At 68.9% G+C, this 26,001-nt stretch carries 24 protein-coding genes and 1 pseudogene; 16 read left to right on the top strand and 9 right to left on the bottom strand.

The window, feature by feature from the left end; translation table 11 throughout:
- Nucleotides 1–74: 74 nt before the first annotated feature.
- From BN977_RS01870 to BN977_RS32215, 3 genes and pseudogenes are all read left to right on the top strand, one after another.
- The gene (locus BN977_RS01870) at nt 75–611 is read left to right on the top strand and encodes a sigma-70 family RNA polymerase sigma factor (protein ID WP_024454210.1); all 537 of its coding nucleotides are present in this window, start codon (nt 75–77) and stop codon (nt 609–611) included.
- On the top strand, nt 608–1,288 hold the full coding sequence (locus tag BN977_RS01875; protein ID WP_036396026.1) for an anti-sigma factor: 681 nt from the start codon (nt 608–610) through the stop codon (nt 1,286–1,288). Before BN977_RS01870 ends, BN977_RS01875 begins: the two co-directional genes overlap by 4 nt.
- A gap of 109 nt (nt 1,289–1,397) precedes the next feature.
- A pseudogene (locus tag BN977_RS32215) lies at nt 1,398–1,564 on the top strand (transposase); the annotation flags it as partial.
- 96 nt (nt 1,565–1,660) lie between these two features.
- Here BN977_RS32215 and BN977_RS01880 read toward each other — a convergent pair.
- On the bottom strand, nt 1,661–2,551 hold the full coding sequence (locus BN977_RS01880) for a LysR family transcriptional regulator (protein ID WP_036396028.1): 891 nt from the start codon (nt 2,549–2,551) through the stop codon (nt 1,661–1,663).
- Between the two features lie 128 nt (nt 2,552–2,679).
- Between BN977_RS01880 and BN977_RS01885 the strand changes: the two genes are divergently transcribed.
- The 5 genes from BN977_RS01885 (at nt 2,680) to BN977_RS01905 (ending at nt 6,443) form a co-directional block, all read left to right on the top strand.
- A complete protein-coding gene (locus tag BN977_RS01885; RefSeq protein ID WP_036396030.1) occupies nt 2,680–3,438 on the top strand; it encodes an enoyl-CoA hydratase/isomerase family protein in 759 nt (252 codons plus the stop codon).
- Complete coding sequence (locus BN977_RS01890) at nt 3,435–4,157, top strand: SDR family oxidoreductase (RefSeq protein WP_036396034.1); 723 nt, start codon at nt 3,435–3,437, stop codon at nt 4,155–4,157. The genes BN977_RS01885 and BN977_RS01890 overlap by 4 nt, the downstream gene beginning before the upstream one ends.
- A 62-nt stretch (nt 4,158–4,219) precedes the next feature.
- Nucleotides 4,220–4,993 carry an SDR family oxidoreductase gene (locus BN977_RS01895; protein WP_206666836.1) on the top strand — a complete coding sequence of 258 codons (774 nt, stop codon included), beginning with the start codon at nt 4,220–4,222 and terminating at the stop codon, nt 4,991–4,993.
- Nucleotides 4,994–5,041: 48 nt separating this feature from the next.
- A complete protein-coding gene (locus tag BN977_RS01900; RefSeq protein WP_036396036.1) occupies nt 5,042–5,284 on the top strand; it encodes a hypothetical protein in 243 nt (80 codons plus the stop codon).
- A gap of 58 nt (nt 5,285–5,342) precedes the next feature.
- Nucleotides 5,343–6,443: a class I SAM-dependent methyltransferase gene (locus BN977_RS01905; protein WP_036396039.1), complete on the top strand. Its 1,101-nt coding sequence runs from the start codon at nt 5,343–5,345 to the stop codon at nt 6,441–6,443.
- On the opposite strand, the gene BN977_RS01910 is transcribed toward BN977_RS01905, so the two are convergent.
- From BN977_RS01910 to BN977_RS01930, 5 genes are read right to left on the bottom strand one after another with little or no spacing between them, the layout of a single operon-like run.
- The gene (locus BN977_RS01910) at nt 6,440–7,981 is read right to left on the bottom strand and encodes an acetolactate synthase large subunit (RefSeq protein ID WP_036398235.1); all 1,542 of its coding nucleotides are present in this window, start codon (nt 7,979–7,981) and stop codon (nt 6,440–6,442) included. The two genes, BN977_RS01905 and BN977_RS01910, sit on opposite strands and share 4 nt — an antisense overlap.
- A gap of 10 nt (nt 7,982–7,991) precedes the next feature.
- On the bottom strand, nt 7,992–9,689 hold the full coding sequence (locus tag BN977_RS01915; protein ID WP_036396040.1) for an Hsp70 family protein: 1,698 nt from the start codon (nt 9,687–9,689) through the stop codon (nt 7,992–7,994).
- A gap of 59 nt (nt 9,690–9,748) precedes the next feature.
- On the bottom strand, nt 9,749–10,819 hold the full coding sequence (locus BN977_RS01920; RefSeq protein WP_036396041.1) for an NAD(P)H-dependent amine dehydrogenase family protein: 1,071 nt from the start codon (nt 10,817–10,819) through the stop codon (nt 9,749–9,751).
- The gene (locus BN977_RS01925) at nt 10,816–11,541 is read right to left on the bottom strand and encodes a potassium channel family protein (RefSeq protein ID WP_024454180.1); all 726 of its coding nucleotides are present in this window, start codon (nt 11,539–11,541) and stop codon (nt 10,816–10,818) included. Before BN977_RS01925 ends, BN977_RS01920 begins: the two co-directional genes overlap by 4 nt.
- Nucleotides 11,542–11,569: 28 nt before the next feature.
- A complete protein-coding gene (locus BN977_RS01930; protein WP_024454179.1) occupies nt 11,570–12,103 on the bottom strand; it encodes a hypothetical protein in 534 nt (177 codons plus the stop codon).
- A gap of 63 nt (nt 12,104–12,166) precedes the next feature.
- On the opposite strand from BN977_RS01930, the gene BN977_RS01935 reads away from it, so the two are divergent.
- Nucleotides 12,167–12,907, top strand: a complete 741-nt coding sequence (locus tag BN977_RS01935; RefSeq protein WP_024454178.1) for an SDR family NAD(P)-dependent oxidoreductase — start codon at nt 12,167–12,169, stop codon at nt 12,905–12,907.
- Complete coding sequence (locus BN977_RS01940; protein ID WP_036396043.1) at nt 12,907–13,314, top strand: hypothetical protein; 408 nt, start codon at nt 12,907–12,909, stop codon at nt 13,312–13,314. The genes BN977_RS01935 and BN977_RS01940 overlap by 1 nt, the downstream gene beginning before the upstream one ends.
- Nucleotides 13,315–13,317: 3 nt before the next feature.
- On the opposite strand, the gene BN977_RS32605 is transcribed toward BN977_RS01940, so the two are convergent.
- Nucleotides 13,318–15,051 carry a hypothetical protein gene (locus BN977_RS32605; protein ID WP_051560959.1) on the bottom strand — a complete coding sequence of 578 codons (1,734 nt, stop codon included), beginning with the start codon at nt 15,049–15,051 and terminating at the stop codon, nt 13,318–13,320.
- Nucleotides 15,052–15,289: 238 nt separating this feature from the next.
- Here BN977_RS32605 and BN977_RS01950 point away from each other — a divergent pair, with 238 nt between their 5' ends.
- The gene (locus tag BN977_RS01950) at nt 15,290–16,702 is read left to right on the top strand and encodes an NCS2 family permease (RefSeq protein WP_036396045.1); all 1,413 of its coding nucleotides are present in this window, start codon (nt 15,290–15,292) and stop codon (nt 16,700–16,702) included.
- A gap of 184 nt (nt 16,703–16,886) precedes the next feature.
- Nucleotides 16,887–17,063 (top strand): hypothetical protein, encoded by a 177-nt coding sequence (locus tag BN977_RS33550; RefSeq protein WP_191262606.1) that lies wholly within the window; start codon nt 16,887–16,889, stop codon nt 17,061–17,063.
- Nucleotides 17,064–17,101: 38 nt separating this feature from the next.
- On the opposite strand, the gene BN977_RS01955 is transcribed toward BN977_RS33550, so the two are convergent.
- Entirely contained in the window at nt 17,102–17,758 is a 657-nt protein-coding gene (locus BN977_RS01955) for a maleylpyruvate isomerase N-terminal domain-containing protein (protein WP_036396046.1), read from the bottom strand.
- Nucleotides 17,759–17,907: 149 nt separating this feature from the next.
- Here BN977_RS01955 and BN977_RS01960 point away from each other — a divergent pair, with 149 nt between their 5' ends.
- Nucleotides 17,908–21,048 carry a bifunctional cytochrome P450/NADPH--P450 reductase gene (locus tag BN977_RS01960; RefSeq protein ID WP_036398239.1) on the top strand — a complete coding sequence of 1,047 codons (3,141 nt, stop codon included), beginning with the start codon at nt 17,908–17,910 and terminating at the stop codon, nt 21,046–21,048.
- Here the strand turns inward: BN977_RS01960 and BN977_RS01965 are convergent.
- On the bottom strand, nt 21,021–21,617 hold the full coding sequence (locus BN977_RS01965) for a TetR/AcrR family transcriptional regulator (protein ID WP_165576278.1): 597 nt from the start codon (nt 21,615–21,617) through the stop codon (nt 21,021–21,023). The two genes, BN977_RS01960 and BN977_RS01965, sit on opposite strands and share 28 nt — an antisense overlap.
- A 62-nt stretch (nt 21,618–21,679) precedes the next feature.
- Between BN977_RS01965 and BN977_RS01970 the strand changes: the two genes are divergently transcribed.
- The 3 genes from BN977_RS01970 to BN977_RS01980 all read left to right on the top strand — a co-directional run bounded on the left by BN977_RS01970 (nt 21,680) and on the right by BN977_RS01980 (nt 25,984).
- On the top strand, nt 21,680–22,618 hold the full coding sequence (locus BN977_RS01970) for a TIGR03564 family F420-dependent LLM class oxidoreductase (RefSeq protein ID WP_206666833.1): 939 nt from the start codon (nt 21,680–21,682) through the stop codon (nt 22,616–22,618).
- The gene (locus BN977_RS01975) at nt 22,615–23,001 is read left to right on the top strand and encodes a Dabb family protein (protein ID WP_036396049.1); all 387 of its coding nucleotides are present in this window, start codon (nt 22,615–22,617) and stop codon (nt 22,999–23,001) included. Before BN977_RS01970 ends, BN977_RS01975 begins: the two co-directional genes overlap by 4 nt.
- Nucleotides 23,002–23,098: 97 nt before the next feature.
- Complete coding sequence (locus tag BN977_RS01980; protein ID WP_051560960.1) at nt 23,099–25,984, top strand: MMPL/RND family transporter; 2,886 nt, start codon at nt 23,099–23,101, stop codon at nt 25,982–25,984.
- Nucleotides 25,985–26,001: the final 17 nt, after the last annotated feature.

The following is a 26,001-nucleotide window of genomic DNA, read 5'->3' on the forward strand; positions in this document are numbered from 1 at the left end:
GTGCGCCAGAATCGAGACATGACGAGGACGCGCCGGACCGGTCGCACGCCAACCAACCGAGGAAACCGCCCGTCATGACAGACTCCGGTCCTTCCGGGCCGCACGATGGTGCCGCCGACTTGCTGCGCGGTATTCACGACGAGCATGGCCCCGCACTGCAGCGCTATGTCCTGCGCCTCACCCGCGGCGACCGCGAGTTCGCCGAGGACGTGGTGCAGGAATCGCTGCTGCGGCTGTGGCAGAAGCCCGACATCCTGACCACGGGTTCCACCGACTCGGTGCGGGCGTGGCTGTACACCGTGGCCCGCAACCTCGTCATCGACGATCGCCGCAGCCACCGTTTCAAACGGGAACTGCGCACGGACACGGTTCCCGAGCAGCGCGCCCCCGACACCCTGGGACCGGCCGTCGACTCCTGGGTCGTCGCCGACGCCTTGCGGTCCCTGAGCCGGGAGCACCGCACCGTGCTGGTGCGGGCGCACTACCTCGGCGAGACCGCGGTCGAAATCGGCCGCCACGAGAACATCCCGGCCGGGACGGTCAAATCCCGGCTGCACTACGCGGTCCGTGCGCTGCGCGTCGCCCTGGAAGAAAGGGGGGTGGTGCAATGAGCGCCGCCGATCACGACCCGTCCGAGTGGGACGCCGCCTACCTGCTGGGCGCCCTCACCCCGGAAGAGACCGTCGCATACGAGCGCTACCTGGCCGACCACCCCGATCAGGGGACCGGGCTGGACTCGTTGGCGGGCCTGCCCGCCATCATGGACGCCCTGCCCCGGGAGGAGGCGCTGGCGCTGCTCGGCGAGGATGCCGAACAGGCACCCGACCTGGTGTCGCTGGCCGCGGCCGCCCGGAAACGGCGGCTCCGGGCCCAGCGGCTCCGGGTGGCCACCGGTATCGCCTCTGCCGCCGCATGTCTCATCATCGGCGGCTTCGTCGGTCATCTGATCCTGGCCCCGCAGGAGCCGGCGGGGCCCGCGCTGCAGGCCATGGGTGCCGGGCAGCGTGCGGGTGTGACCGCGGCGCTGGCGGTATCGGCCGAATCATGGGGGACGCGGCTGGATTGGCAATGCCAGTACACCAAGGACTGGGCCACCACCGTGGCCAGATACGACCTCGTCGTCACCACCAAGGACGGCCGGGAATCGACCATCGCATCCTGGAGCCCGTCGGGCAATGAGGCGTCGAACCTGGCCGCCGCCACCGCCATTCCGGCCGCGAACATCCGCACGGTCGACATCCGGGTGGCCGACACCAAGGTGCCGTTGGCGGTGACCACGCTCAGCTAGGACAACGAAAGTAACAATGAAGATGCCTGCCACGACCACCGTCGCGCGCGAAACGTTCAACCCGATGCGGGATTCCAGCCCTACGGCAATATGAGATATCGAGAGCGCCGAGATGACCGAACACCTCGGTTATCGAAAAACGACCCGCCCGAGGCGGGGACGGGCAATATCCGCAACGGCACCCGCACGAAGACAGTGCTGACCGAGACCACCGGTGCGGTCGAACTCGACGTGCCAGGCGATCGGGCATCGACGTTCGAACCTCGGATCGTCCAAGTTGCGCCAGCGCCGATGTGGTTGGCCGGGAAGAATTGCGCGGCGACGAGTTGGTCCCGCGTCTGAGTAGCGAACTCGAGGTCGATAGCGCCTCCGTCAATCATCGGGTTCGAGGGCGTCGACGAAAAGCGCGACATCGCGCCGCCGGGAGTCGGCCCGCCACGCGGCCCACGTGCGCCGGACCAGTGGACCGCCGATCAGCGGGTACCAGCTCACCTCGTCGGGCATGGGTTGAGACCAGTGCGGTGGCGCCAAGGCGAAGGCGTGACCAGTGGTGACCGCCGCCATCTTCACCTCCGGGATCAGTGGATCTTCCGCCCGGACATCGTCACCCGGGCTGACACCGTGGCTGCGCAGGATCGCGGTGAGTTCGTCGAACCAGGCCGGGCTGCCAGAACGCGGAAACCCCACCCAGTCCAGCCCTGTCAGGGCGTCCAGTCGCACGCCGCGGGCGGTGGCCAGAGTGTCGGCCCGGCTGCGGGCCAACAAGACCCCCAACCGTTCCTCGCACACCAGCGTCGCGTCCAGATCGGTCCCCGCGGGTCGCTCTCGGACCAACCCGACATCCAACTCGGCGGCGCGCAGCGCGTCGAGTTGCTGTGCAGTCGTCGCGTGTCGCGCCTGGACACGGGTCTCGGGATAGGCGGCACCCAGTGTGGCCAATGCTCCTGGCAACAGATCGGGCGGCAACTCCAGCGGTATCCCCAGCCGGAGGACATTGTCAGGGGCCTCGTGACGGGACAGCGCGGCCAGGGCTTGGTCGTATCGGGCGAGTACCGCCCGCGATTCGGCCAGCAGCGTGGTTCCGGCGTCGGTGAGCGCAATGCCGGTGCGGTGCCGAACGAGGAGGTCCAAGCCGAGTCGACGTTCGAGACCCACCATTGCCTGCGAGAGCGCCGGCTGACTGATGTGTAGCCGACGCGCCGCTGCGGTCACGCTGCCTTCCTCCACCACGGCGACGAACATCCGCATCTCTCGAAGTTCCACCGATCCATCACACCACCTGCAGCCATAACCGCGTCCTATGTCGACCTTCGGGATCGGAATGGGTCGGTGGGGGAATTGCACCGCCGGGACGCGTTGAGTCTGGGGAGTCCAACGAAAGGCAACCACCGATGTCCTCCCCCACGTACTTCACCCGTTATGAGAACCTCGCCTTCGATCGCACCGATGACGGTGTGCTGACGATGCGCTTCCACACCAACGGTGGTCCGGTCACCTTCACCGGACAGACCCACGAGGACCTCCCCAAGGCCCTCGAGGACATCGCACTGGACACCGACAACCGGGCGATGGTCCTCACGGGCACAGGCGATGCGTTCATGGACAGCATCGACGGAGACAGCCTCGGCGAGATCTTCAAACCCCTCGTCTGGGAGAAGATCCGTCGCGAGGGTCTGGCCGTCCTGCAACGCCTCCTGAACTTGCCGATCCCGGTGATCGGCGTGGCCAACGGTCCCGCCACCGTGCACTCGGAATATCTGTTGCTGTCCGACATCCACATTGCCTCTGACCGCGCGACATACGGCGACTTTCCCCATCCCGCGTTCGGTATCACCGCCGGTGACGGTCTGCAGGTGGTGTGGGAGGAAATCGCAGGTACCGCCCGGGCGAAGTGGCTGCTCTGGTCTGGTGAAACGATCGACGCCGTCACCGCCGAACGGTGGGGGGTGGTCAACGAAATCGTCGAGCACGAAAGGGCTTACGTCCGTGGCCTGGAAATCGCTCGCGTCCTGGCGGCCAAGCCGGCGGCATACCGGTCTTTGCAGAAGCAGACGCTCAACCAACACCTGTTGCGCCGCATCGTCGAAGGTGTGCCCTTCGGGATGGCGCTCGAAGGGTTGACCGCCGCTGACCTCGCCTACCGTCAATGAGCGACAGCCGCGGCCGACGCGTCGTCATCACGGGTGCTTCCAAGGGAATCGGCTTGGCCTTATCGAAGCTGGTTGCCGATGCCGGACACCATCCGATCGGTATCGCCCGCACCGCACCGCAAGCATTCCCGGGCACGTTCGTCGTCGCCGACCTGAGCGACCGTCAGCGGACCGCGGCAGCGCTCACCGAAATCCTCGACGTCGGACCTGTCGATGCCCTGGTGAACAATGTCGGCCTGGTCCGCCCAGCGAAGTTGGGTGACGTCGACCTCGACGACCTCACCACCGTCTTCGACGTCAACGTAAGGGTCGCCGTTCAGGCGGCGCAGGCCGTCCTGCCCGGGATGCTGGCCAAGGGGTGGGGACGGATCGTCAACATCACCAGCCTGGTCACCGTCGGCATGCCGCAACGCACCGCCTACGGTTCCGCCAAAGCCGCGCTCGAATTCTGCACTCGGGCATGGGCTTATGAACTCGCAGAGAGCGGTGTGACCGTGAACGCGGTGGCGCCTGGGCCCACCGAAACCGCGCTGTTCCGCACCAACAACGCACCTGGATCCGAGGGCGAGGCACGGTATCTGGACATGGTGCCGATGCGCCGCTTCGCCACCCCCCGGGAAATCGCAACGGCGGTGGCGTTCCTGCTGTCCGATGACGCAGCCTTCGTCACCGGGCAGGTCCTGCGTGCCGATGGTGGCGGATCGATCGGCGGCGCTTGATTCTTTTCCCAACAACCCTTTTCACAACTGCACTATGCAAAGCACCGAGAAAGGAGTTTGACATGAGCCCCAAACCACACGACGCCGGCGTGCCGATCGAAGGTGCGGTCGCAGTGGTCACCGGAGCCAACCGCGGCCTTGGGCGCGCCTACGTGAAGGCATTACTCGAGCGCGGTGCCGCCCGGGTGTACGCCGGCGCCCGCCATCGCGAGTCGGTCGAGATCGACGACGACCGGGTCACCGCCGTGTCCCTTGACATCACCGATGCCAGCGCTGTCTCGGCCGCCACGACGTTGGCCGCCGACGCGACGGTGCTCATCAACAACGCCGGGGCAATGCTCCAATCAGCGTTCCTGTCTGCAACGGATCTGGAGGCGGCGCGCAAAGAGATGGACACCAACTACTTCGGCACCCTGGCGATGGCGCGTGCGTTTGCACCGGTGCTGGCGGCCAACGGCGGCGGAGCGCTGGTCAACGTTCTCTCGGTGGCGAGCTTCTACTCCTTGCCCTTCAATGCGTCCTACTGTGCATCGAAAGCTGCCGAGTGGTCGCTGACCAATGCCCTCCGGCTCGAAATGCATGCAGCAGGCACACTGGTGGTCGGTGTGCATCCTGGGTTCATCGACACCGATATGACCGCAACGGTCAGCGAGCCCAAGATCGATCCGGCAGAGGTGGCTGCACAAACGCTTGATGCCGTACAGGCCGGGCAACCCGAGGTCCTCACCGACGACCACACCCGTGCGGCCAAGCGGACGATTCCGACGCATCTGCAGACTCTGTATCCGGAGCTTCAGAGTCGATGGGACGCCGGCGACAATCCCTGGGGCGGTTGACCAACGACCGTCGTTGCGGCGGAGTTGGCTCGTCTGAAGAAGCCCAGTGTGGACGACATCGTGCGAGTGCTGGTGGACCGATCATCGGTGGCGATGAGCGACGATGTGGAGTCCCACGCCCAGTCCTGGGACATGCCATCGGCGGCCACCCTCCGCGCCTCGGCCACTTCCGTCGGCCGGATCAAAGGGCGGCCAGTAGCCTGCCGCCGCGCCGCGCTGGTGGCGGCGGAACGGGGCGTCGTACTCAGCGCCTGTATCACCTGGACCAGCCATATGGGAGACACGCGGTAGCGATCGCCCCGGCACACTCACATCTCGACGGACGGCGACGTGGACTACCGTTTTCACCGTGTCCAGTTCGAGGCCAGGTGCCAGCCGCGAATCCAGTGTGGTGGTGCGACCGATCCCGCCGGGGAGTGGGTTCTATACCGCCGGATCCCGGCTGCAGGCGGCCGGCCTGAAACGCGCCATCGCGCTCTTCGAACAGACCGCGCAGGCGGTGCCCATCCCGTCCGCACCCCGGCCGATCGTGATCGCCGACTACGGCGCGGCCAACGGGCACAACTCGCTGCTGCCGATCTCGGCGGCCATCGCGGTGCTGCGCAAGCGGACCCGCCCCGAGCACTCGATCCTGGTGACCCACACCGACGTTCCGGACAATGACTTCAGCGCGCTGTTCCGGGTGCTCGACGAGGACCCGGACAGCTACCTGAAGAAGGATCATGCCACCTATGCCTCGGCGGTCGGCCGGTCGTTCTACACCCAGATCATCCCGTCCAACAGTGTGAACCTGGGCTGGTCGGCCTGGGCGGTGCTGTGGCTGGGCCGGGTGCCCGGCCCGGTGCCCGACCACATCCACGCCTCATTCAGCGCCGACGCCGCCGTGCGCGCCGCCCACGACAAGCAGGCGGCGTTCGACTGGCACGAATTCGTGGCGTTCCGTGGCCGCGAACTGTGCCCGGGCGGACGCGCCGTGGTGATCACCATGGCCGTCTCCGATGACGGCGAGTTCGGCTATCGGCCGGTGCTGCAGGCGGTGATGGCCGAACTCACCGAGCTGGTGGCCCGTGGCGTGATCACCGAAGCCGAACTGGTCCGGATGAACCTGCCGATCGTCGGGCGGCGCGCGGGTGACTTCCTCGCACCGTTCGCGCCGTCCGGCCGGCTGGAACAACTCAGCGTCGAGCATCTCGAGGTGTTCGACGCCGAGGACCGCTTCTGGCAGCGCTACCGATCAGACCGGGACGCAGCGCATTTCGGTTCGGAATGGGCGGCGTTCGTCCGCGCGGCGGTGTTCCCGACACTCGCGGCGGTGTTACCGACCGACCGGCGCACCGCCTTCTGCGATGCGCTCGAGGCCGGCGTGGCGGCCCGGCTGGCCGCCGAACCGGAGCAGATGCGGATCCCGCTGGCACTGGTCGTGCTGCACAAGCGGCCGAAAGCGTTCTAGCCCCAGGCCGGAATCGCCGCGTCGATGAGGTGCGGGCCGGGTTGACCCAGCGCGGCCCGGAACTGCTCGGCGAGGTCCTCGGCCGTCGTCGCGCGGCTGGCGGGCACGCCGAAACCCGTTGCGATGGCGACGAAGTCGATGTCCGGGTTGCCCAGATCCAGCAGCGAGCGGGACTGCGGGCCGGTCGCGGCCGAGCCCACCCGCGCCAGCTCCAGCTGCAGAATGGCGTAGGCGTGGTTGTTCAGGATCACCACGGTGATGTCGAGCTGTTCGCGGGCCATCGTCCACAGCGCCGAAATGGTGTACAGCGCACTGCCATCCGCCTGCAGTGCGATGATCGGCCGGTCCGGGGCCGCGACCGCGGCACCCACCGCCACGGGTAACCCCTGACCGATCGCACCGCCGGTCAGCGTCAGCACCTCGTGCCGCGGGGAGGCCGCCGTGGCGGCCGGTAACAGCAGCCCGCTGGTATTGGCCTCGTCCACGATCACCGCACGCTCGGGCAGCAGCGCCCCGATCACCTCCACCCAGTTGGCCACGGTCAGCGGCCCGGTGGGCAGCGTGGGCGGCGCCGCGGGGGCGGGCGACAACGCGGGGGCGGCCAGCGCCTCGACGAGCCGGTCCAGGTCGGCCGGCTCCACGGTGTGGATCTGCGTGCCCCGGGGCACCAACCCGCTCGGCTTTCCCGGGTAGGCGAAGAAGGCGACCGGCGACCGGGCCCCGACCAGCACCAGATGCGAGATGCCTGCCAGCTGCTGCTCGGCCTGTTCACCGAGGTAGGCCAGCCGTTCGATGGGCGGGACACCGGCCCCGCGGGACAGCCGGGCGGGGAAGGTCTCCACCAGCGCCCTGGCGCCGACCGCTGCCGAAATCCGGGCGGCCGCAGTGAGTCCCGCCGCATCGGTGGCCGCTCCCCCGAGCAGCAGGACGGTATCGGCGCCGTGGGTACGCAGCAGCTCGGCGACGGGCGCGATGTCGGCGCCAGCTTCCGCACCCGTGGCCGACGGCGCGGGCACCGCGGCGGCGGTGTCCTCCGCGGTGCTCCAGGAGTAGTCGGCGGGCAGGATCACGGTGGCGACCCGGCCGGGCGGACCGACCGCGGCGGCGATCGCCTCGTCCACCGCGTTGGCCAGTGCCGACGCGGTCGCGGGCCGCACGACCACCCCGTCCGGCCAGCCGGCGAGGGCCTCGATATCGGATTGCAGCGGCGCGTCGAACGCCGCGTGGTAGGTGGCGTGGTCGCCGACGACGTTGACGACGGGGCTGTGCGCGCGCCGCGCGTTGTGCAGGTTGGCCAGACCGTTGGCCAGACCGGGACCCAGGTGCAGCAGGGTGGCCGCGGGTGTGCCCGCGATGCGGGCGTAGCCGTCGGCGGCACCGGTGGCCACCCCTTCGAACAGGCACAGCACCGCGCGCATCGCCGGAGTGTGGTCCAGGGCGGCCACGAAATGCATCTCGGATGTGCCCGGATTGGCGAAACAGACATCGACTCCGCCGGCCAGTAATCGGCCGATCACCACATCGGCACCGGTGCTCATCGGACCCACCCTAGTGCGGAAGCTGTTGCCCCGGTTGTGGGATGAACGGCGGCAAGCCGGGAATGGTGGGGATCGGCGGGATGGCCGGGATCGTCGGGATCAGCGGCGGCGGGGTCGTCGGCGCCTCGGTGGTGGGCTCCGGGGACGGCGACGGCTCCGGTGACGGTGATGGTGGCGGGGCCTCACTGGTCGGGGCGGGGGTTTCGGTCGCCGGTGGCGGCGGGGCCTGCGTGACGGGTGCCTGCCGGGTGACCGTCCTGGTCTGCGGTGGCGCCTCGGTCGCCGGCGCGGGTGCCTCCGCTGGTGAGGGCTGTTGCGGGACGGCGGACGGGGTGGCCGGATTGGCCGTCGCCGTCGCCGTGGTGGTCTGCGAGGTGGGCGTCTGAGCCTGGTCGGTGCGCATCACCACCACGGCCGCGACCACACACACCGCCAACACGACGGCGGCACCCGCCCCGATCAGCAGGGCGGGCCGCCGGTACCAGGGAATCGGCTCGGGCTCCGGCTCTTCGTGATCGGTGAACTGGACCTGCGGCCGGGCATCGAGGCCGGTGAAGCTATGGGAGGGATCGCGATCGATCGGGTGGTCCACCACGAACGGTTCGGCGCCGGGCACCTCATCGGTGTCCTGTGACCAGGCCAGCGCGCGGAAGGTGCTCGACATCGCCGGGTCCGGCGCGGGCAGGGCGGCCGGGTCCGGCGCGGGCACGACGGGTGGGACCGGCGCGACCGTGGTGACCCCCTCCTCGGCGGCGGGCCGGGCTGCCCTGATGCCCGCCCCGATCGCCGCGGCGAGTTCCGGCTGCGGCAATGTCACGACCGGCACCCGGAACTGCTCGGACAGTGCCGCGGTCACCGCCGGGATGCGGGCCCCACCACCCACGGAGGCCACCGCCGCCAGGTCGGCGGCCCGGATTCCGCTGCGCTGCAACGTGTCCCGCAGCACGGCGAGAAACTCGCCGAGCGGGCCGCGCAGCATCGCGTCGAGCTCGTCGCGGGTGACCCGCACCTCGGTGCGATGGCCGGGCAGGTCCACCGGCACCGCGGCCGCCGCGGCACCGGAGAGCCGCTCCTTGGCGGTCCGGCACTCGGCCCGCAACCTGGTCAGCGATCCGATCGCGGAGGTGCCGGCGGCATCGGCCGCGCCGGGAACACCGGCGAGCACATGGGTCAGCAGCGCCTGGTCGATCAGCGCGCCCGACAGTTCGGTGTAGCGCACCGTGGGGGCGATGGGTTGGTAGCCGTTGGCCGCGTCGGCGACCGTGATGCTGGTGCCGGTGCCGCCGAAGTCACACAGCACGACGATGCCGCGGGCCGGCAACCCCGGGTTGTCGCTCAGCGCCGCCAGCGCGGTCACCGCGTCGGAAAACAATGGTGCCGTTCGGAGTTCCGGGTCGGCGGCCAGCGCGGTGCGCGCGGCCGCCACCTGCCGGGGATGCCAGTGCGCGGGGTGACCGATGCCGGTGTGTGCGCCGGGTGGAACGGTGCGGCGCAGTGCCCGCAGCGCTTCGGTGAGCAGCGCCTCGGGCCGGTGGGTGCTGCCGTCGGCGGCGATCAGGCCGACCGGATCACCGACGCGATCCACGAAGTCGGTGAACACCGGACCCGTTTCCCGCGTCAGCACCGCCGGCCGCGTCACCGCGGCCCGGCCCACCGTCACGGCCGCCAGATTGGTGGCACCAATCGACAGCCCTACCGACTCTGTCATCACACCCGCCTTCAGCAACCCTATCGGGTTATCCATCTGAATTTGCCGGGCGGACGTTACTAGCGGATGGTGCCGGCGCCCGGGATCAGCGGAAGGTCCAGCGCGGTGACCCAACCCGATGGGAGATCGTTGACCGCGGGCACGGCGTTGAGGGCCCGCAACCCGGTTGCCAGGCAGCCCGCCGCCGCCGCGTCGCGGCCCGAGCCGTCGGTGAACCGGAAGGCGGTCTCCTGGGAGATGCTGGGGGTGCCGTCGATGTCCACCCGGTACACGTCGTTGTCGTTGCCGGTCGGCCAGTCCGGCGCCGCGTCCAGCCCGATCCGATTGACGTGTTCCAGCTGGATGCGGGTCTCGTCGAGGTACCGACCGTTGATGGTGAACCGGACCGCCGCCACATGGCCGGCCGGGATGACCCCTTTGGCGGACTTGCGGTCCTCCGGTGTCACCCACTTCTCCCAGGTGGTGGTGATCTCGTCGAGGGTGATCCCGGCCGCGTGCGCGATCATCGGCACGGTGGCACCCCAGGACATCACCAGGATGTCGCGGTGCTCCAGCAGCGGCCGGTACTCCGGCGGCTTGCCGATCCCCATCTCGAACTCGTAGTCACCGGTGTAGTTGGTGTAGTCGAGCAGCTCCGAGGCCCGCACCCGGCGCACCTCCGAGCACAGACCCATCAGGGTCATCGGGAACAGGTCGTTGGCGAATCCGGGGTCGATCCCGGTGGTGAAACACGATGCTCCCCCGGCGGCGCAGGCCTCGTCGATCGGGGTGGTCCAGGACGGCGGGTTGAGCGACATGTGCGGCCACACCCACGGTGTCATCGCCGTCGAGCAGACATCGATGCCGGCCCGCAGGAAGCGGGTGATGAGGTCGATGTTGGCGTCGGCCTGCGCGGCCGTCGGCCCGTAGTGCACCAGGGCGTCGGGTTTCAGCGCGATCAGGGCGTCGACGTCGTCGGTGGCGGCCAGTCCGATGGGAGCGTCCAGGCCACAGATCTCGCCGACGTCGCGGCCCACCTTCTCGGGGTTGCTGACGCCCACCCCGACGAGTTCGAACAGTGGGTGTTTGACGATCTCGGCGATCACCATGGTGCCGACGAATCCGGTACCCCACACCACTATTCGCTTCATGTCGTGCTGTCCCTTTCTCGGCTGCGCTGCAGCCCGCGGATCTCGTCGCGCAGTTCCTCGATCTGCCGGGCCGTGGCGGCCCGGTTGGCGTCGTCCTCCTCGGCAACCCGTTCGACGATCCACGACGCGAGCGTGGCGGTGACGACGCCCAGCAGACTGATCCCGGCGATCATCAGCGCCACCGCGATCAGTCGGCCGCCGAAGGTCACCGGGGCGAGGTCGCCGTAGCCGACGGTGGTCACGGTACTGATGGCCCACCACAACGCGTCGCCGAATGACGTGATCTGGGCATGGGGTGCGTCGCGTTCGACGTCGAGCACCGCCAGCGAGGCGGCGTAGACGATGGTCACCACGCCGCCCGCGGTGTAGGTGGCGACCCGGCCCCGGATGCTGTGCCCGATGACGCGCTGCAGCACCTCCAGCACCACCGCCAGGCTGAGCAGGCGCAGCGGGCGCAGCATCGGCAACGCGACGATGGCCAGGTCGAGCAGGTTGCGCACGAACCACCGGCCCCGCGGCTCGGCGAGGTAGAAGCGCACCAGATAGTCCGTGACGAACACCAGGTACAGCGCCACCATGACGACGTGCAGGACGGCGTCACCAAATCCGCGCGGCTGGGCCAGCACCCGGATCGAATAGCAGGCCAGGAACAGCAATGCGACGGCGGCCAGCAGCCACTCGGTCCGTTGCTCGAACCGCTGCAGCCGGGTTTGATCGCTCATCAAGCGGTGAGGATAGCCCCGCCGCGGATCAGAAGCAGCGGCGCAGCCCGCCGGGCTCACAGATCAGCGGGTACTGCTCCACCGGGATCGGCAGCGGGCCCTGATAGGACAGCGTGAACGGTCTCTTGTCCAGCGTCGCGGGCAACCCGCACACCTGGTTGTGCGAGATGATGCGGGTACCGCTCAATGTGTTGCTGTCGAAGCGGAAGGTTTCCATCAGCGCCTCGGTGCTGCCGTCCGGGCAGGTCAGACCGTCCACCGAGCTGATGTTGTACGCCCACAGGCCGTCGGTCAGCACCGCGTCTCCGCCCTTGGCGACCGCGTTCGGGGTCGAGCTGACGTGCAGGCGGCACGCCACCGGGTCGTGGATCTCGGCGCGCAGGTCGCCCACCACCGGCACGCACGACGGCCAGATGGACCACGTCGCGTCCGGCAGGCCCTCCTGGTGGAAGGTGTAGACGCCCTGCATCACCTGCTGGTCCGCGCGCGCCGGCCCGGCAAATGCCACCAGCGCCGCGCCCGTCAGCAGCGCACCGACCAATGCGGAAAAGTGCTTCCTCACCGTCGCAGTATTACAGGGCGCTTCGGACACGTCCCGGGTTTGTGCCGTGAGAGAGTCAGCCGCATGACTGCACTCGACGGCAAAGTGGCGTTGGTGACCGGGGCGTCCTCGGGATTGGGGGCGGCGACGGCGAAGGTGTTCGCCGAGCGGGGGGCGACGGTGTTCGGCATCGCCCGCGATACCGACCGGCTGGCCGAGGTGTTCGCCGAGGTGCCCGGCGGGCGGTACGCCTCGGTGGATATCGGTTCGGCCGCGGCGTGCCGCCAGGCCGTCGCCGACTGCGTGGCCGCGTTCGGGCGCCTGGACGTGTTGGCGAATGTGGCCGGCTTCCATCAGATGCGCCGCACCATCACGCTGACCGACGCCGAATGGGAGCACGATCTGGCCGTCAACCTGAACGGACCGTTCTTCCTGTGCCGGGCCGCGCTGCCGCACCTGCTGGAGACCGGCGGCAATATCGTCAACGTCGCGTCCGTGGCCGGTGTCGAGGGTGAGGTCTATTCGGCGGGCTACTGCGCCGCCAAACACGGCCTGGTCGGGTTGACCCGGGCGCTGGCCGTGGAGTTCACCAAGGAGAAGGTGCGCATCAACGCGGTGTGCCCGGGCGGGATGCTCACCCCGCAGGTGACCGACTTCGCCGCCCCGGACGACGCGGATTGGGAGCTGATCATGCGGATCGCCGCCCCGCGGGGTTTCATGGATCCCGTCGACGTCGCCAAGACCATCGCGTTCCTGGCCAGTGCGGACGCGGCGGCCATCCACGGCGCGGTGTACCGCGTCGACAACGGGAAGGGTGCGGACTAGTGGAAACCATTGCGCGCGAGGACGGTTCGATCGGCACGGTGGGCAGCGTGGCCGTCGAGGAGTCGCTGGCCACCGTCGGCAGCGCGGCGGTCGCCGGTTCGATCGCCACCGTCGGCAGCGCCGCGGTCGCCGGCTCCATTGCCACGGCGAACAGCGCGGGCGTGGCCGGCTCCATCGCCACCGGTGCCAGCGCCGGGGTGGCAGGCAGTATCGCCGTGTTCGGCAGCGCCTTCACCATCCTGTGTGCGGCCCTGGTCGGCTGCGCGTGCTGCGTGGCGTGCGTGGCCTGCCAGAAATGCCGGGCCTGCGTCGCCTGCGTGGCGTGCACCGACTGCGTGGGCTGCGTCGGCTGCGTCAACTGTTCGGGTCTGCGCGGTGCCGTCGGCCTGCGCGACGTGCACGCCTGATTCCTACATCCCGCGCCGGCGGCCCATCAGCACCACCAGGCCCACCGCGCCGAGGCTGAGCACCGAGCAGGCCACCGCCGCCGCGATCAGGTAGACCTGGTTGCGGTCCAAGCCATTCGACGCCTCGGTGGTGTTGCCGGACACGAGCTGCATCCGGTAGTCGCCGGGCAGCGGCGCCTCGCGCGGTTCGTCGAGGCCGGGGAACTGCTGGGTGCGGTGTACCTCGAATTGCCTTTCGCCCGCGGCGGTTTGCGTCCAGACACCCCAGGCCGGGGTGACGCCGTCGAGCAGGACCTTGCGCTCGCCGTAGCGGGTGTCGTCGCCGACGTCGACGATGCGCTGCACGCGGAACGGTTCGTACACCGCCCGCGAATACCGCACCTGGACGGGCACGTTGTCATAGCGCCACACCGGCGGCGGGGGCGGCGGCAGCGGCACCCCGACCGCGGGGATGAATCCACCGCCGAAGAAGCTGCCGACAGCGACGTTGACGGCCGTGTTCAGCGCGTTGACCACCACCGCGGTGAAGCTGTAGGCGGCCAGCTCCGCGGCATACAGCACCACGCGCTGCAGCGGGTTGATGGTCACGATCCGCGGCGAATTCTGGTACACGTACACGACGCGGACGGGGTCCCGGTAGGGGTTGAAGATGATCGGGCGGTAGTACTCGTCGTACTGCACCCACTCCGGCCGCCACTGCCGCACCTTGCGGTCCCAGTCCAGGCCGTCGCTGCGCTCGCGCCCGAAGTCCGGCCGGTTCCAGTCAGGCCGGTCCCAGTCCCGGTCCCGGTCGTCATCACGATGAGTCACGTTGAGCGACACCGCGAGTGCGGCGATGTCCTGCTGCGGCGCCGGCTCGGGCTTCTGCTCGATCGGCTTGGCGTTGCGGGCCAGTTCGACATCCGCCTCGGGCGCCTCGAGTGTCTGCGGCCGCACGGTCTCGATGGGCCGGGCCGCCTTCGTGGCCGTCGACGAGGTCTCGGTCTCGGACGGCACACCGGTTACGGTGGGGGTGGCCGCCGCCTCCGCGGTCGCGGTGCTCGGGGCCGCCGGCGTGCTCGGGGTGGCCGGCGCCTCGGCGGGGGACGCGCTGACCGAACTGGAGGGAACGCTCGGGTCCACCGCCGGTGTCTCGGGCACCCGATCGACCGGCCGGTCCCCGGTGCTGCTGCGGGGTTGCGGGCTGGGATCGGCCGGTGTTTCGGTCGGGGTGGCCTTCGGCGTCGACGTCGGCGCGGCCGTCGTCGGTTCGGCGACCTTGGTGGTGGTCGTCGTGTCGGTGGTTGGCGTGTGGGTGGTCGGCGGCGCCGGGGTGGTCGTCGCGGCCTGTGGTGCCTTGGTGGTCGGCGTGGCGGTGGTCTGCGGCGCCGGCGGAGTTTGCACTTCGACGGTCGGCGTGGCCGTCGGTGTCGCGGCGGGCTTGGGTTGCACCGCCGGGGCCTGGGTCGGAGTCACCACTTCGGGGAGCGGCGCCGCCTTGGGTTCCGGTTGCGGTGCGGCCGTGGGCAATTGCGCCTCGCGGCCGCCCTCCTCGGATTTCGGGGCCTGCTGCTGCGGGGCCGCCGCTTCCGGCGCCTCGACCACGGTCGTCGTCGGGGCCGCCGGATCGGCTTTGGTGTTGGGTGACGCCGCTGCGGGCGCCAGCCCCGAGATCAGCGCGGTCAACGAGATGACCAGGCTCGACGCCACACCGGCGACAACGTTTCGCCGGGGGAACAGTTCACGCGTTGCACGCACCGTGCATCCACTCCTTTGAAGGTCCAAGGAGCGTGGCATCCAGCCACTGCTGCCAAGTTGCAGCCATCTCCCCCGACACTGGCCCCGGGCCAGCAGCTGTCTCGCATGGTTCATCGCCACAACGCCGGAGGCGTTACAGGGGCCACAACGCCGGAGGCGTTACAGAGGCCTGAGCGCCGGATGCGTTACAGGTGCCCGCCTGCCCGCGGCGCGGGCCGGGTGCCTTTAAGGTCGTACCGTGAACCGGCTGGACCGCTTCTTCGATATCAGTGCCCGTGGCTCGAGCGTCGCCGCCGAACTGCGTGGTGGCGTCGTCACCTTCATCGCGATGGCCTACATCATCGTGCTGAACCCGATCATCCTGTCCGGCGGCGCCGACGTCACCGGCACCAAACTGGGCTTCACCCAGGTGTCGGCGGTGACGTCGCTGGCCGCCGGGGTGATGACCATCCTGTTCGGGGTGATCGCCCGGTTGCCGTTCGCATTCGCGGCCGGCCTGGGCATCAACTCGTTCCTGGCGTCGTCGGTGGTGGGTTCGCTCACCTGGCCCGAGGCGATGGGCCTGGTGGTGATCAACGGCCTGATCATCGTGCTACTCGCGGTCACCGGGCTGCGCAGGCTGATCTTCGACGCCGTGCCGATGCCCTTGAAACTGGCGATCACCGCCGGGATCGGCTTGTTCATCCTGTTCATCGGCCTGGTCGACGCCGGGTTCGTGGCGTCCACCGGCGGGCCGTCGCCGCCGGTGGGGCTGGGCGGGCATGGTGCCGGCTCCATCACCAGCATCCCGACCGTGGTGTTCGCCTTCACGCTGCTGGTCACCGGCATCCTGGTGGCCCGCAAGGTGCGCGGCGGCATTCTCATCGGACTGATCATCGGCACGGTGGTCGCCGTCGTCATCGAGGCCATCTGGCATCTGGGGTCGGCCCAGGAGAAGGCCGGCGGCTGGGGGCTGTCCGTGCCCACCCTGCAGGGGGCACCGTTCTCGCTTCCGGATCTGTCCCTGGTCGGCGCGTTCAGCCTGGACAGTTTCGGCCGGATCGGCATCCTGGCCGCCGTCATGCTGGTGTTCACGCTGGTGTTCACCAACTTCTTCGACGCGATGGGCACCTTCACCGGGCTGTCCCGGCAGGCCGGGGTCGCCGATGCCCAAGGCAACTTCCCGCGGCTGCAGTCCGCGTTGGTCGTCGAGGGCGCCGGCGCGGTGGTCGGCGGCGCGGTCTCGGCCTCGTCCAACACCGTCTTCATCGAATCCGGCACCGGCATCGGGGAAGGCGCCCGCACGGGGCTGGCCAGCCTGGTCACCGGCGGGTTGTTCCTCGCCGCAATGTTTCTCACGCCGCTGGCGGCCATCGTGCCGTCAGAGGTCGCGGCCGCCGCACTGGTGATCGTCGGCGCCATGATGGCCTCGCACCTGCGCGAGATCGACCTGGCCGATTTCTCGATCGCGCTGCCGGTGGTGCTCACCGTCGCGGTCATGCCGCTGAGCTATTCGATCGCCAACGGCATCGGCGTCGGATTCATCTCGTGGGCGGTGGTGCGGACCGCGGCCGGTAAGGGCCGCGAAATCAGCCCGCTGTTGTGGATCGTGGCTGCCGGCTTCCTGCTGTACTTCGCCCGCGGCTGGATCGACACGCTGATCGGGGTCTGACGACCGGGTCTTGAGGTACAGGCCCACCGTCGCCGCGGCGACCTCCGCCATGGCCAGTGCCGTGGCCCAGCCCATCGGGGCCGGTGACGGCGTGCCGACGCCGCCACCATGATGGTGACCCATCGGGAGGTGCACGGCGATCATTGCCAGGTTCATCAGGGCGACGGTCAGCCAGATCCGGATCGTGTCGTGCCGCCACAGCTCCCAGGCGCAGGACGCGCAGCCGCCGATCATCAGCACCGTCAGGACGCTCGGCGCAGCGCCTACCGACAAACCGTGCACCACCGCCGAACCCAGCGCCAACGTCGCGCAGGTCCGCCGCCCGGTGACGCCCAACGTGGTGGCCAACACGGGTGTATAGACCCCGGCGGCGCACCGAATTCATCCCTGCCGCCGGGATCACCCGATCGAGCGCGGTAACCGCCCGGTCAGGGCGCCGAGCCGCGCGGCCTCCTCCGCCGTCGGGGCGCGCCGGCCGGTGCCGACCAACAGGGCTGAGGCGTCACCGAGCGCCGAGGGCAGCACGGTGCCGGTCAGCTCCTCGAAGATGCGCCGCGAGTGCCGCAGCGCCGCCGGCGACGGGCCGCTCACCGTATCCAGCCGCGCCCCCAGATCCAGGTGATGCACCGTCCACTCGAAGACGTAGGCGGACAGATAGTCCGCAACGGTGAGCACCTCTCCGCGGGTCTGCACCCGGCCGGCGGGATCGGCGAGCCCGGCGGCCCGCCCCGCGGCGGCCCCCACGTCGTCGAGGTGAAAGGTCAGCAGCCGGTGGTCCTGGTAGGCCGCAGCAAGCCGGACGGTCAGCGCGTCGAGCGGATCGTCGCCGTCCGGTGGCGTCTCGGCGGCGGTCCAGTACGTTACCGCATCCCGGGTCGGTGCCTGATCGGTCGGCGTGGCCAGGGTGATCAGGACGTCTTGGGCGTCGATGATCAGGTGGCACACCAGGTCACGGACCAGCCAGCCGGTGCAGCCGGATCGTCGCTCGAAGTCCTCCGGACCGAGTTCGCTGACGGCAGCACGTAATTGCGTCCACGAGTGCGTGAAGAGCTGCACTACCGCGGGCGCTCCGACGCTCATGCTTTGCCGGCGATTCTGTGCGCACGCAACGACGCCGTCATGCCGACGATAGTAGCGCCAGCAGGGGGCCCGCCGGCGTCGAAGATCCGCTCCGCCGATGGCTTTTCGCGCCTATGCTGCCCGGCATGCCCGACTTCGCACCGTCCCTGGCCCCCGAGCTGGCGGACGTGCCGTCCGCCGACGGGGCGCTGCCCGGCCCGGCCGACCTTGCCGGACGGCCCTACGCATTGCCGGTGGACATCCTCGGCGAACTGCACGGGCCGATTTTCTACGCCGACTACAGCGGTTTCCGCAAGCTCTACGTGTGCTCGCCGGAGTTGGTCGAGGAGCTGTGCGACGAGGCGCGGTTCGCCAAGAATCTGACCCCGTCGCTGGCCAGAGTGCGGCCGTTGGCCGGTGACGGATTGTTCACCGCGTTCCATGGCGAGCCGAATTGGCAGAAGGCACACGATGTTCTCCTGCCGGGCTTCAGCTATGCCGGACTGCGCAACTACCACTCGGCGATGCTCGATATCAACTCCCGGATGATCGAGCGCTGGGATGCCCGAGCCGGCCGTCAACCCGTGGACGTCTCGGGTGATCTGCAGAAGCTGGCCATGGACACCGTCGCGCTGGCCGGCTTCGGGGCCCGGTTCGAGTCGTACGACCACGAGGGCCTGGCACCCATCCCGCAGAGTTTCACCGATGCCCTCGGCGAACTCGGAAAGGGCGCTACGACACCGCGATTCGAGGCCGAGCGGGCCACGCTGATGGCGTACTTCGACGAGCTGATCGCCGGGCATCGCGCGGGCCGCGGCGACGGTGCCGACGACCTGCTGTATCTGATGCTCGGCGATCCGGGGCTGGACGAGCCGAACATCCGCAACCAGATCATGACGTTCCTGATCGCCGGTCAGCTGACCACATCCGAGCTGATGCCCAACACCCTCTACAACCTGGTGCACCACCCCGCGGTGCTGGCCCGGGTACGCGCCGAGGCCGACAGCGTCTTCGGCGCGGACGACGACCACCTGCCCGGCTACGACGACATCGGTAAGTTCAGCTTCCTGCGGCAGGTCATCAACGAGACGTTGCGGTTGTCCCCGCCGGTTCTCAGCTTCGACCGGATGGCGTTGGCGGACACCGTCATCGGTGGTACTTACCCGGTCAAGCGGGGCGAGGCGGTCACGGTGTTGACCGGGGCTCTGCACCGGCATCCGGCGTGGGGTGACAACGTCGAGATGTTCGATCCGGACCGGTTCGAGACGGACACCGCGGCCGCACGCTCGACGGCGTTGTTCAAGCCATTCGGCACCGGCGCGCGGTCGTGTATCGGCCGGCAGTTCGCGCTGCACGAGGCGACGATGGCCATCGCCCGGATCGTGCACCGCTACCGGCTTCTCGACACCGAGCATTACGTATTGCGCTGGGACGGACCGCTGAGCCGCCGCCCGGCCGGCTTCCGCCTGGATCTCCTGCGCCGCACCCCCGCCGACCGTCAGATCACCACACCGAATCCGGTCAGCGCCAACCAGACACCGGCCGCCCCGGTGCGCGCCCTGAAGGCCGGCACCACCTTGGCCGTCCTGCACGGCTCGAATCTGGGCACCTGCCGGGCCCTGGCCAAGCAGCTGGCCGAGGAGGCCGGCGATATCGGCTGCGCGGCAACCGTCGGCCCGCTCGACGACGCCACCGGCGGTCTGCCGAAGGCCGATGCGGTGGTGATCGTGGCGTCGTCCTACAACGGGCAGCCCACCGATGACGCGCGCGAATTCCTGTCCTGGCTCACCGATCCGGATGCCACCCTGGGCGGGAGCCCGTTGTTCGCGGTGCTCGGCGTCGGTGACCACAATTGGGCGGACACCTATCAAGCGGTGCCGAAGCGGATCGACGAACGCCTGGCCGCATTGGGCGCCACCCGGCTGGTTCCACTCGCCGCGGCCGACACCTCCGGCGACCTGACCGGAACGCTGGAAGAGTTCTCTGCGGCACTGTGGTCGGCGTTGTCCCAGCGGTTCGGTGACCCGGACGCGGTCGCGGTGACCGATACCGAGGAGCCGCTCTACGATCTGCACCTCATCGTCGGCCCCGTCACCGCCGCCATCGACGGCCGGTTCGCCGTGGCACCGATGACGGTGCTGGAGAACACCGAACTGGTCAGCGATCAGAATGCGCTGGGGCAGGCGAAACACTTCGTCCGCATCGCCCTGCCCGACGACGTCGAGTACCACACCGGAGACCACCTGACCGTCCTGGCCGACAATCCGCCCGAGCTGGTCGACATGGTGCTCGAACAACTCGGCATCGATCCCGCCCTGCGGCTGTCGATCAACCCTCGCCGCACGTCACGACGGCTCATCGCGCTCGACCGCGAGGTCAGCGTGCGGGAGCTACTGACCCATTTCGTCGAACTGCGCAAGCCCGCCACCCGCAGCCAGCTGCGCAAGCTTGCCGCGGTGAACCCGTGCGCCCCCGAGCGGCAACGCCTGGAAGCGTTGGCCGAGTCGGCCGAGCCGTGTGCGCTCAGCCCCATCGAATGCCTGCTGGAATTCCCGGCGTGCGCCGTCACCGGAGCGGATCTGCTGGAGCTGCTGGAGCCGATGACGCCGCGGCACTACTCCATCGCCTCGTCCTCGCTGCTGTCCCCGAAGGTCGTCGCCCTGGTGGTCAGTGTGCTCGACGCGCCGGCCCGGTCCGGGCGCGGGCTGTTCAAGGGCGTGGCGTCGAACCATCTGGCCGCGCTGGGCCCGGGAGCGCAGATCCGCGCCAGGGTCGACCAGGCCCGGCAGGCGTTCCGGGCCGGTGCCGATCCGGCGAAGAACGTCATCCTGGTGAGCGCGGGCACCGGTGTCGCACCGTTCCGCGGCTTTCTCGGTGACCGGCTCGCGGCTCGGCAGGCCGGCGCCCCGTACGCACCGGCGTTGTGTTTCTTCGGTGTTCGCGACCCCGATGTCGACTACATCTTCCGTGACCAGTTCGACCTCGCCGAGGATCTGGGGATCGTCCGGATGCGGCCGGCCTTCTCCAGGGCGCCGCAGAACGGGGTCCGCTACGTGCAGGACCGGATCACCGCGGACGCCGACGACGTGTGGGCGCTGCTCGGCGACCCGGCCAAGGACACCCACGTGTACGTCTGCGGTGACGGTGCCAGGATGGCCCCGTCGGTGCGGCAGGCGTTCCTCGACATCTATTGCGCCCGGACCGGGGCCGACGAGGATCAGGCCCGCGACTGGCTGATCGGCCTGGTCGAATCGGACCGCTACGTCGAGGACGTCTGGGCGGGTTGACGAGGGCGCCGCAGCCCGTCGACGAGGATGCGCAGCAGCCGGTCCCGTTGCGCCGCATCACGTTCGGGTTGTTCGCCGACCCAGGCAATGGCCCCGGCCATGTCGATCACGTCACCGGCGTCGATGTCGTCGCGCAGCAGCCCGGCGTCGATCGCACGCCGGACCAGCGCATGGCCACTGAGCCTGCTCTGCAGGCAGACGCTGGCGCTCTCCTCGCCGGAGTCGGCGGGAGCCACCAAGGTGGCGGCCAGGCCCCGGAAGGTGCTGCCCTGTTCGATGAAGGCGGTCAACCAGCGGGTGAGTGCGCCCACCGGGTCGGCGTCGTCGAGCAGCGACCGTCCGAGTGCGGCAATCGAACTCAACCCCTCGTCGATGACCGCGAGCACCAGATGGTCTCGGGTCGGGAAATGCCGGTACAGCGTGCCCGGGCCGACGCCGGCAGCGCGGGCGACGTCATCGAGGGAGGCGGTGACGCCCTGCTGCTCGAATGCCGCTCGGGCCGCGTCGAGCAGCAGCCGGCGGTTGCGCGCGGCGTCGGCGCGCAACGGTCGTGACGTTCCCGTAGACAACCGGAGAATCCCTCCATATATTGATCGGAGACAGTCTCCGAATTCTACCCCGAGGCGGCGCCGTGCAGACCACCGTCATGACCGTTCCCGATCCGGCCGACCCGGCCGGGTTCGACAACCTCCTGGAATCCGTGGATGCCGCGGCGCGCGCGGGATTCGGCCGGTTCTGGCTGCCGCAGCTGCCCCCGGTGCCCGGACTGGCAGCCTGGGACGCGTTGACCGCGCTGGCCGTCGCCGGCGCCCGCACCCCCGGCATCGAACTGGCCACCGGCGTGGTGGTGGCCCAGACCCAACATCCCTTCGTCCTCGCCCGCCAGGCGCTGACCACCGCGGCAGCGACCGGCGGCCGGCTCATCCTCGGTATCGGCGTCAGTCACCGCTGGGTGATCAGCGACATCTTCGGCTACGACTTCTCCGCCCCCGCCGCCTATCTGCGCGAATACCTGCAGGTGTTGATCCCGGCGCTGGCCGGTGAGGCGGTGGACCATCACGGCACGCGGATCACCGCGGTCGGACAGCTCACGCCGGTCAAGACCGGCGCTCCCCCGATCATCGCGGCCGCGCTCGGGCCCCGGATGCTGCGCCTGGCAGGCGAACTCACCGACGGCACGGTGACCACCTGGACCGGCCCCAAAGGCCTTGCCGAACACATCATTCCGACCATCACCCAGGCGGCCCGAGCGGCCGGCCGGCCGGCCCCCCAGGTGATCGCGGGACTACCGGTGAGCGTGACCTCCGATGTCGACGGCACGCGGGAGCAGCTGGCGCAGACCTTCGCGATGGCCGGTGAGGCACCGGCCTACCGGGCCGTCCTGGACCTCGACGGTGCGCAGAGTGCCGCCGACATCAGCATCGTGGGCACCGAGGAACAGGTGCTGGCACACCTGCGCCGGTTCGCCGACATCGGCGTCACCGAGTTCACCGCCTTCCCGTTCGGTGACGCCGCCACCCAGGCCCGCACCACCGAACTGCTGGCCGCGAACCGGGATGCGTTCGCATGATCGTCAACGTCCTGCGGCTGACCCTGCGCGAGGACATCACCGACGAGGTCCGGGCCGAGGTGCTGGCGGCCCTGCGCCGGACCGCCTCAGTGGAGTCGGTCTCCTTCTCCTCGGTGGGCGAGGATTTCGCGGATCCGACGGGGCGCACCATCGGCTACGTCGTCGGGCTGGCCGACACCGGCGCACTGGAGCGTTACCTGCACGATCCGATCCACCTCCGCGGGGACGAGCTCATCCTGCCGAACCTGGCCGGCGCTTCGGCGCTGCGCTTCGCCACCGAGCCCGTCGCCGACCAGGTCAACCAGATGGCGGCCGCCAAGGCCGCGAAGTACCCGGAGTGGGGAAAACGGGTCAACGAACTCTTCGGCGATCGGCCGGCGTAAGCGACGACCACCCGGCACCTCGGTCGTAGCGCACCATCGCCTCACGTCATCTGGTACGAAAGAGGCGACCTCTACGCAATCAGGAGAGTGCCAGCACGTGCCCGCCCCAACCCCGGTGACGGACACGTCCCCGCCCCAGCACAAGCGCACCGGTATCCCGAAATGGATCCGGACCTTCGCCATCCCGGTCATCATCGGCTGGATCGCGCTGGTCGCCGTGCTCAGCGTGACGGTGCCGCCGCTGGAGGTGGTCGGGCAGATGCGCTCGGTGTCGATGAGCGCGCAGACCGCACCGTCGGTGATCGCGATGAAGCGCGTGGGTCAGGTCTTCGACGAGTTCAAATCCGACAGTTCGGTGATGATCGTGCTGGAGGGCCAGAACAAGCTCGGACCCGAGGCGCACCACTTCTACAACGCCATGGTCGATCGGCTGGAGGCCGACACCAAGCACGTCGAACACGTGCAGGACTTCTGGGGCGACCCGCTCACCGAAGCCGGGGCGCAAAGCCCCGACGGTAAAGCGGCCTACGTGCAGGTCTATCTCGCCGGCAACATGGGCGAGGCGCTGGCCAACGAATCGGTGGAAGCGGCCAAGAAGCTGGTCGAGGCGGTGCCGCCGCCACCCGGGGTCAAGGTGTTCGTCACCGGGCCCTCGGCGCTGGCCGCCGATCAACAGATCGCCGGTGACCGCAGCGTCCGGATGATCGAGATGGTCACCTTCGTCGTGATCATCACCATGCTGCTGTTGGTGTACCGCTCCATCGCCACGGTGCTCATCGTGCTGCTCATGGTCGTGCTGGAGCTGTCGGCGGCCCGGGGCGTGGTGGCTTTCCTCGGCTACCACGACCTGATCGGCCTCTCGACCTTCGCGACCCAGCTGCTGGTCACGCTGGCGATCGCCGCCTCCACCGACTACGCCATCTTCCTCATCGGCCGGTATCAGGAAGCCCGGACCCTCGGCGAGGACAAGGAGACGGCCTACTACACGATGTTCCACGGCACCGCGCATGTGGTGCTGGCCTCGGGCATGACCATCGCCGGGGCCATGCTGTGCCTGCACTTCACCAAACTGCCGTACTTCCAGACGCTGGGTATCCCGATGGCGGTCGGCATGATGGTGGCCGTCTTCGCGGCGCTGACCCTCGGGCCCGCGGTGATCACCGTGGCCAGCCGGTTCCGCAGGCTGCTGGAACCCCGCCGCGCCATGCGTATTCGCGGCTGGCGCAAGATCGGGGCGCTGATCGTGCGCTGGCCCGGCCCGGTGCTGCTGGGGACGGTCGCGCTGTCGCTGGTCGGTCTGCTCACGCTGCCCGGCTACCGCACCAACTACAACGACCGCAACTACCTGCCCGCCGATCTGCCCGCCAACGAGGGCTACGCCGCGGCCGAACGGCACTTCTCGGTGGCCCGGATGAACCCGGAGCTGCTGCTCATCGAGTCCGATCACGACCTGCGCAATTCGGCGGACTTCCTGGTGATCGACAAGATCGCCAAGGCGGTCTTCCGCGTCCCCGGGATCGGCAGCGTGCAGGCCATCACCCGCCCGGACGGGAAGCCGCTGAAGTTCAGCACCATCCCGGCTCAGATGAGCATGGGCGGGACGGCTCAGCAGATGAACGAGAAGTACATGGAAGACATGTTCGCCACCATGCTCAAGCAGGCCGGCGACATGGACACCACCATCGGCACGATGAACCGGATGATCGAGCTGATGACGCAGATGAGCGCGACGACGCACAGCATGGTCGGCAAGAGCTCCGAGATGGCCGTCGACATCGCCGAATTGCGGGACCACATCGCCGATTTCGACGACTTCCTGCGCCCGATCCGCAACTATCTGTACTGGGAACCGCACTGCTACGACATCCCGGTGTGTTTTTCCATGCGCTCGGTGTTCGACGCGCTGGACGGCATCGACACCACCACCGATCAGTTCCAGAACCTGCTGCCCGATCTGCACCGGCTCGACGAGTTGATGCCGCAGATGCTGGCCACCCTGCCGGCGCAAATCTCCACCATGGAGTCCTCCCGGGACATGATGCTGCGGATGTACCAGACGCAGAAGGGCATTCAGGACCAGACCAACGAGATGCAGGCGAACCAGTCCGCGATGGGCGACGCCTTCAACAACTCCAAGAACGACGACACGTTCTACCTGCCGCCGGACACCTTCAACAACGCCGACTTCAAGCGGGGCATGAAGAACTTCATCTCCCCCGACGGGAAATCGGTGCGGTTCATCATCTCCCACGATGGCGACCCGCTGACCGCGGACGGCATCAAGCTCATCGACGACATCAAGGCGGCGGCCAAGGAAGCCGTGAAGGGCACCCCGCTGGAGGGTTCCAGGATCTATGTCGGTGGTATCGCCGCGGCCTTCAAGGACATGCAGGAGGGCAACAACTACGACCTGATGATCGCCGGTATCGCCGCGCTGACGCTGATCTTCGTCATCATGCTGATCATCACCCGCAGCCTGATCGCGGCCGCGGTGATCGTCGGGACGGTCGTGGTGTCGCTGGGCACGTCGTTCGGGTTGTCAATCCTGTTGTGGCAGCACATTCTCGGCATCGAACTGCATTTCATGGTGATGGCGATGACGGTGATCGTGCTGCTGGCCGTCGGCGCGGACTACAACCTGTTGTTGGTGGCGCGCATGAAAGAGGAACTGCACGGCGGTATCAAGACCGGGATCATCCGGGCGATGGGCGGCAGCGGTTCGGTGGTCACCGCGGCCGGGTTGGTGTTCGCGTTCACCATGATGTCGATGGTGGCCAGCGAGATGACCGTGGTGGCGCAGGTCGGTTCGACGATCGGCTTGGGCCTGCTGTTCGACACGCTGGTGATCCGGTCGTTCATGACACCGTCCATCGCGGCACTGATGGGCAAGTGGTTCTGGTGGCCGCAGGTGATCCGGCAGCGCCCGGCCCGCAGCCTGCCGACGTGGAAGACTCGCCCCGCCGCGGAGAGCACCCGGGTCTGAGCGCCCGGTTGCCGGTC

This window comes from Mycolicibacterium cosmeticum, from assembly GCF_000613185.1.
GTDB classification, from domain to species: domain Bacteria; phylum Actinomycetota; class Actinomycetes; order Mycobacteriales; family Mycobacteriaceae; genus Mycobacterium; species Mycobacterium cosmeticum.

Bases quoted from the DNA above. Each gene is read 5' to 3' on its own strand.
- BN977_RS01870 (WP_024454210.1), top strand. From the start codon at position 75: ATGACAGACTCCGGTCCTTCCGGGCCGCACGATGGTGCCGCCGACTTG.
- BN977_RS01975 (WP_036396049.1), top strand. From the start codon at position 22,615: ATGATCGTCAACGTCCTGCGGCTGACCCTGCGCGAGGACATCACCGAC.
- BN977_RS01960 (WP_036398239.1), top strand. From the start codon at position 17,908: ATGCCCGACTTCGCACCGTCCCTGGCCCCCGAGCTGGCGGACGTGCCG.
- BN977_RS01935 (WP_024454178.1), top strand. From the start codon at position 12,167: ATGACTGCACTCGACGGCAAAGTGGCGTTGGTGACCGGGGCGTCCTCG.
- BN977_RS01925 (WP_024454180.1), bottom strand. From the start codon at position 11,541: ATGAGCGATCAAACCCGGCTGCAGCGGTTCGAGCAACGGACCGAGTGG.
- BN977_RS01890 (WP_036396034.1), top strand. From the start codon at position 3,435: ATGAGCGACAGCCGCGGCCGACGCGTCGTCATCACGGGTGCTTCCAAG.
- BN977_RS01885 (WP_036396030.1), top strand. From the start codon at position 2,680: ATGTCCTCCCCCACGTACTTCACCCGTTATGAGAACCTCGCCTTCGAT.
- BN977_RS01875 (WP_036396026.1), top strand. From the start codon at position 608: ATGAGCGCCGCCGATCACGACCCGTCCGAGTGGGACGCCGCCTACCTG.
- BN977_RS01910 (WP_036398235.1), bottom strand. From the start codon at position 7,981: ATGAGCACCGGTGCCGATGTGGTGATCGGCCGATTACTGGCCGGCGGA.
- BN977_RS01920 (WP_036396041.1), bottom strand. From the start codon at position 10,819: ATGAAGCGAATAGTGGTGTGGGGTACCGGATTCGTCGGCACCATGGTG.
- BN977_RS01915 (WP_036396040.1), bottom strand. From the start codon at position 9,689: ATGACAGAGTCGGTAGGGCTGTCGATTGGTGCCACCAATCTGGCGGCC.
- BN977_RS01895 (WP_206666836.1), top strand. From the start codon at position 4,220: ATGAGCCCCAAACCACACGACGCCGGCGTGCCGATCGAAGGTGCGGTC.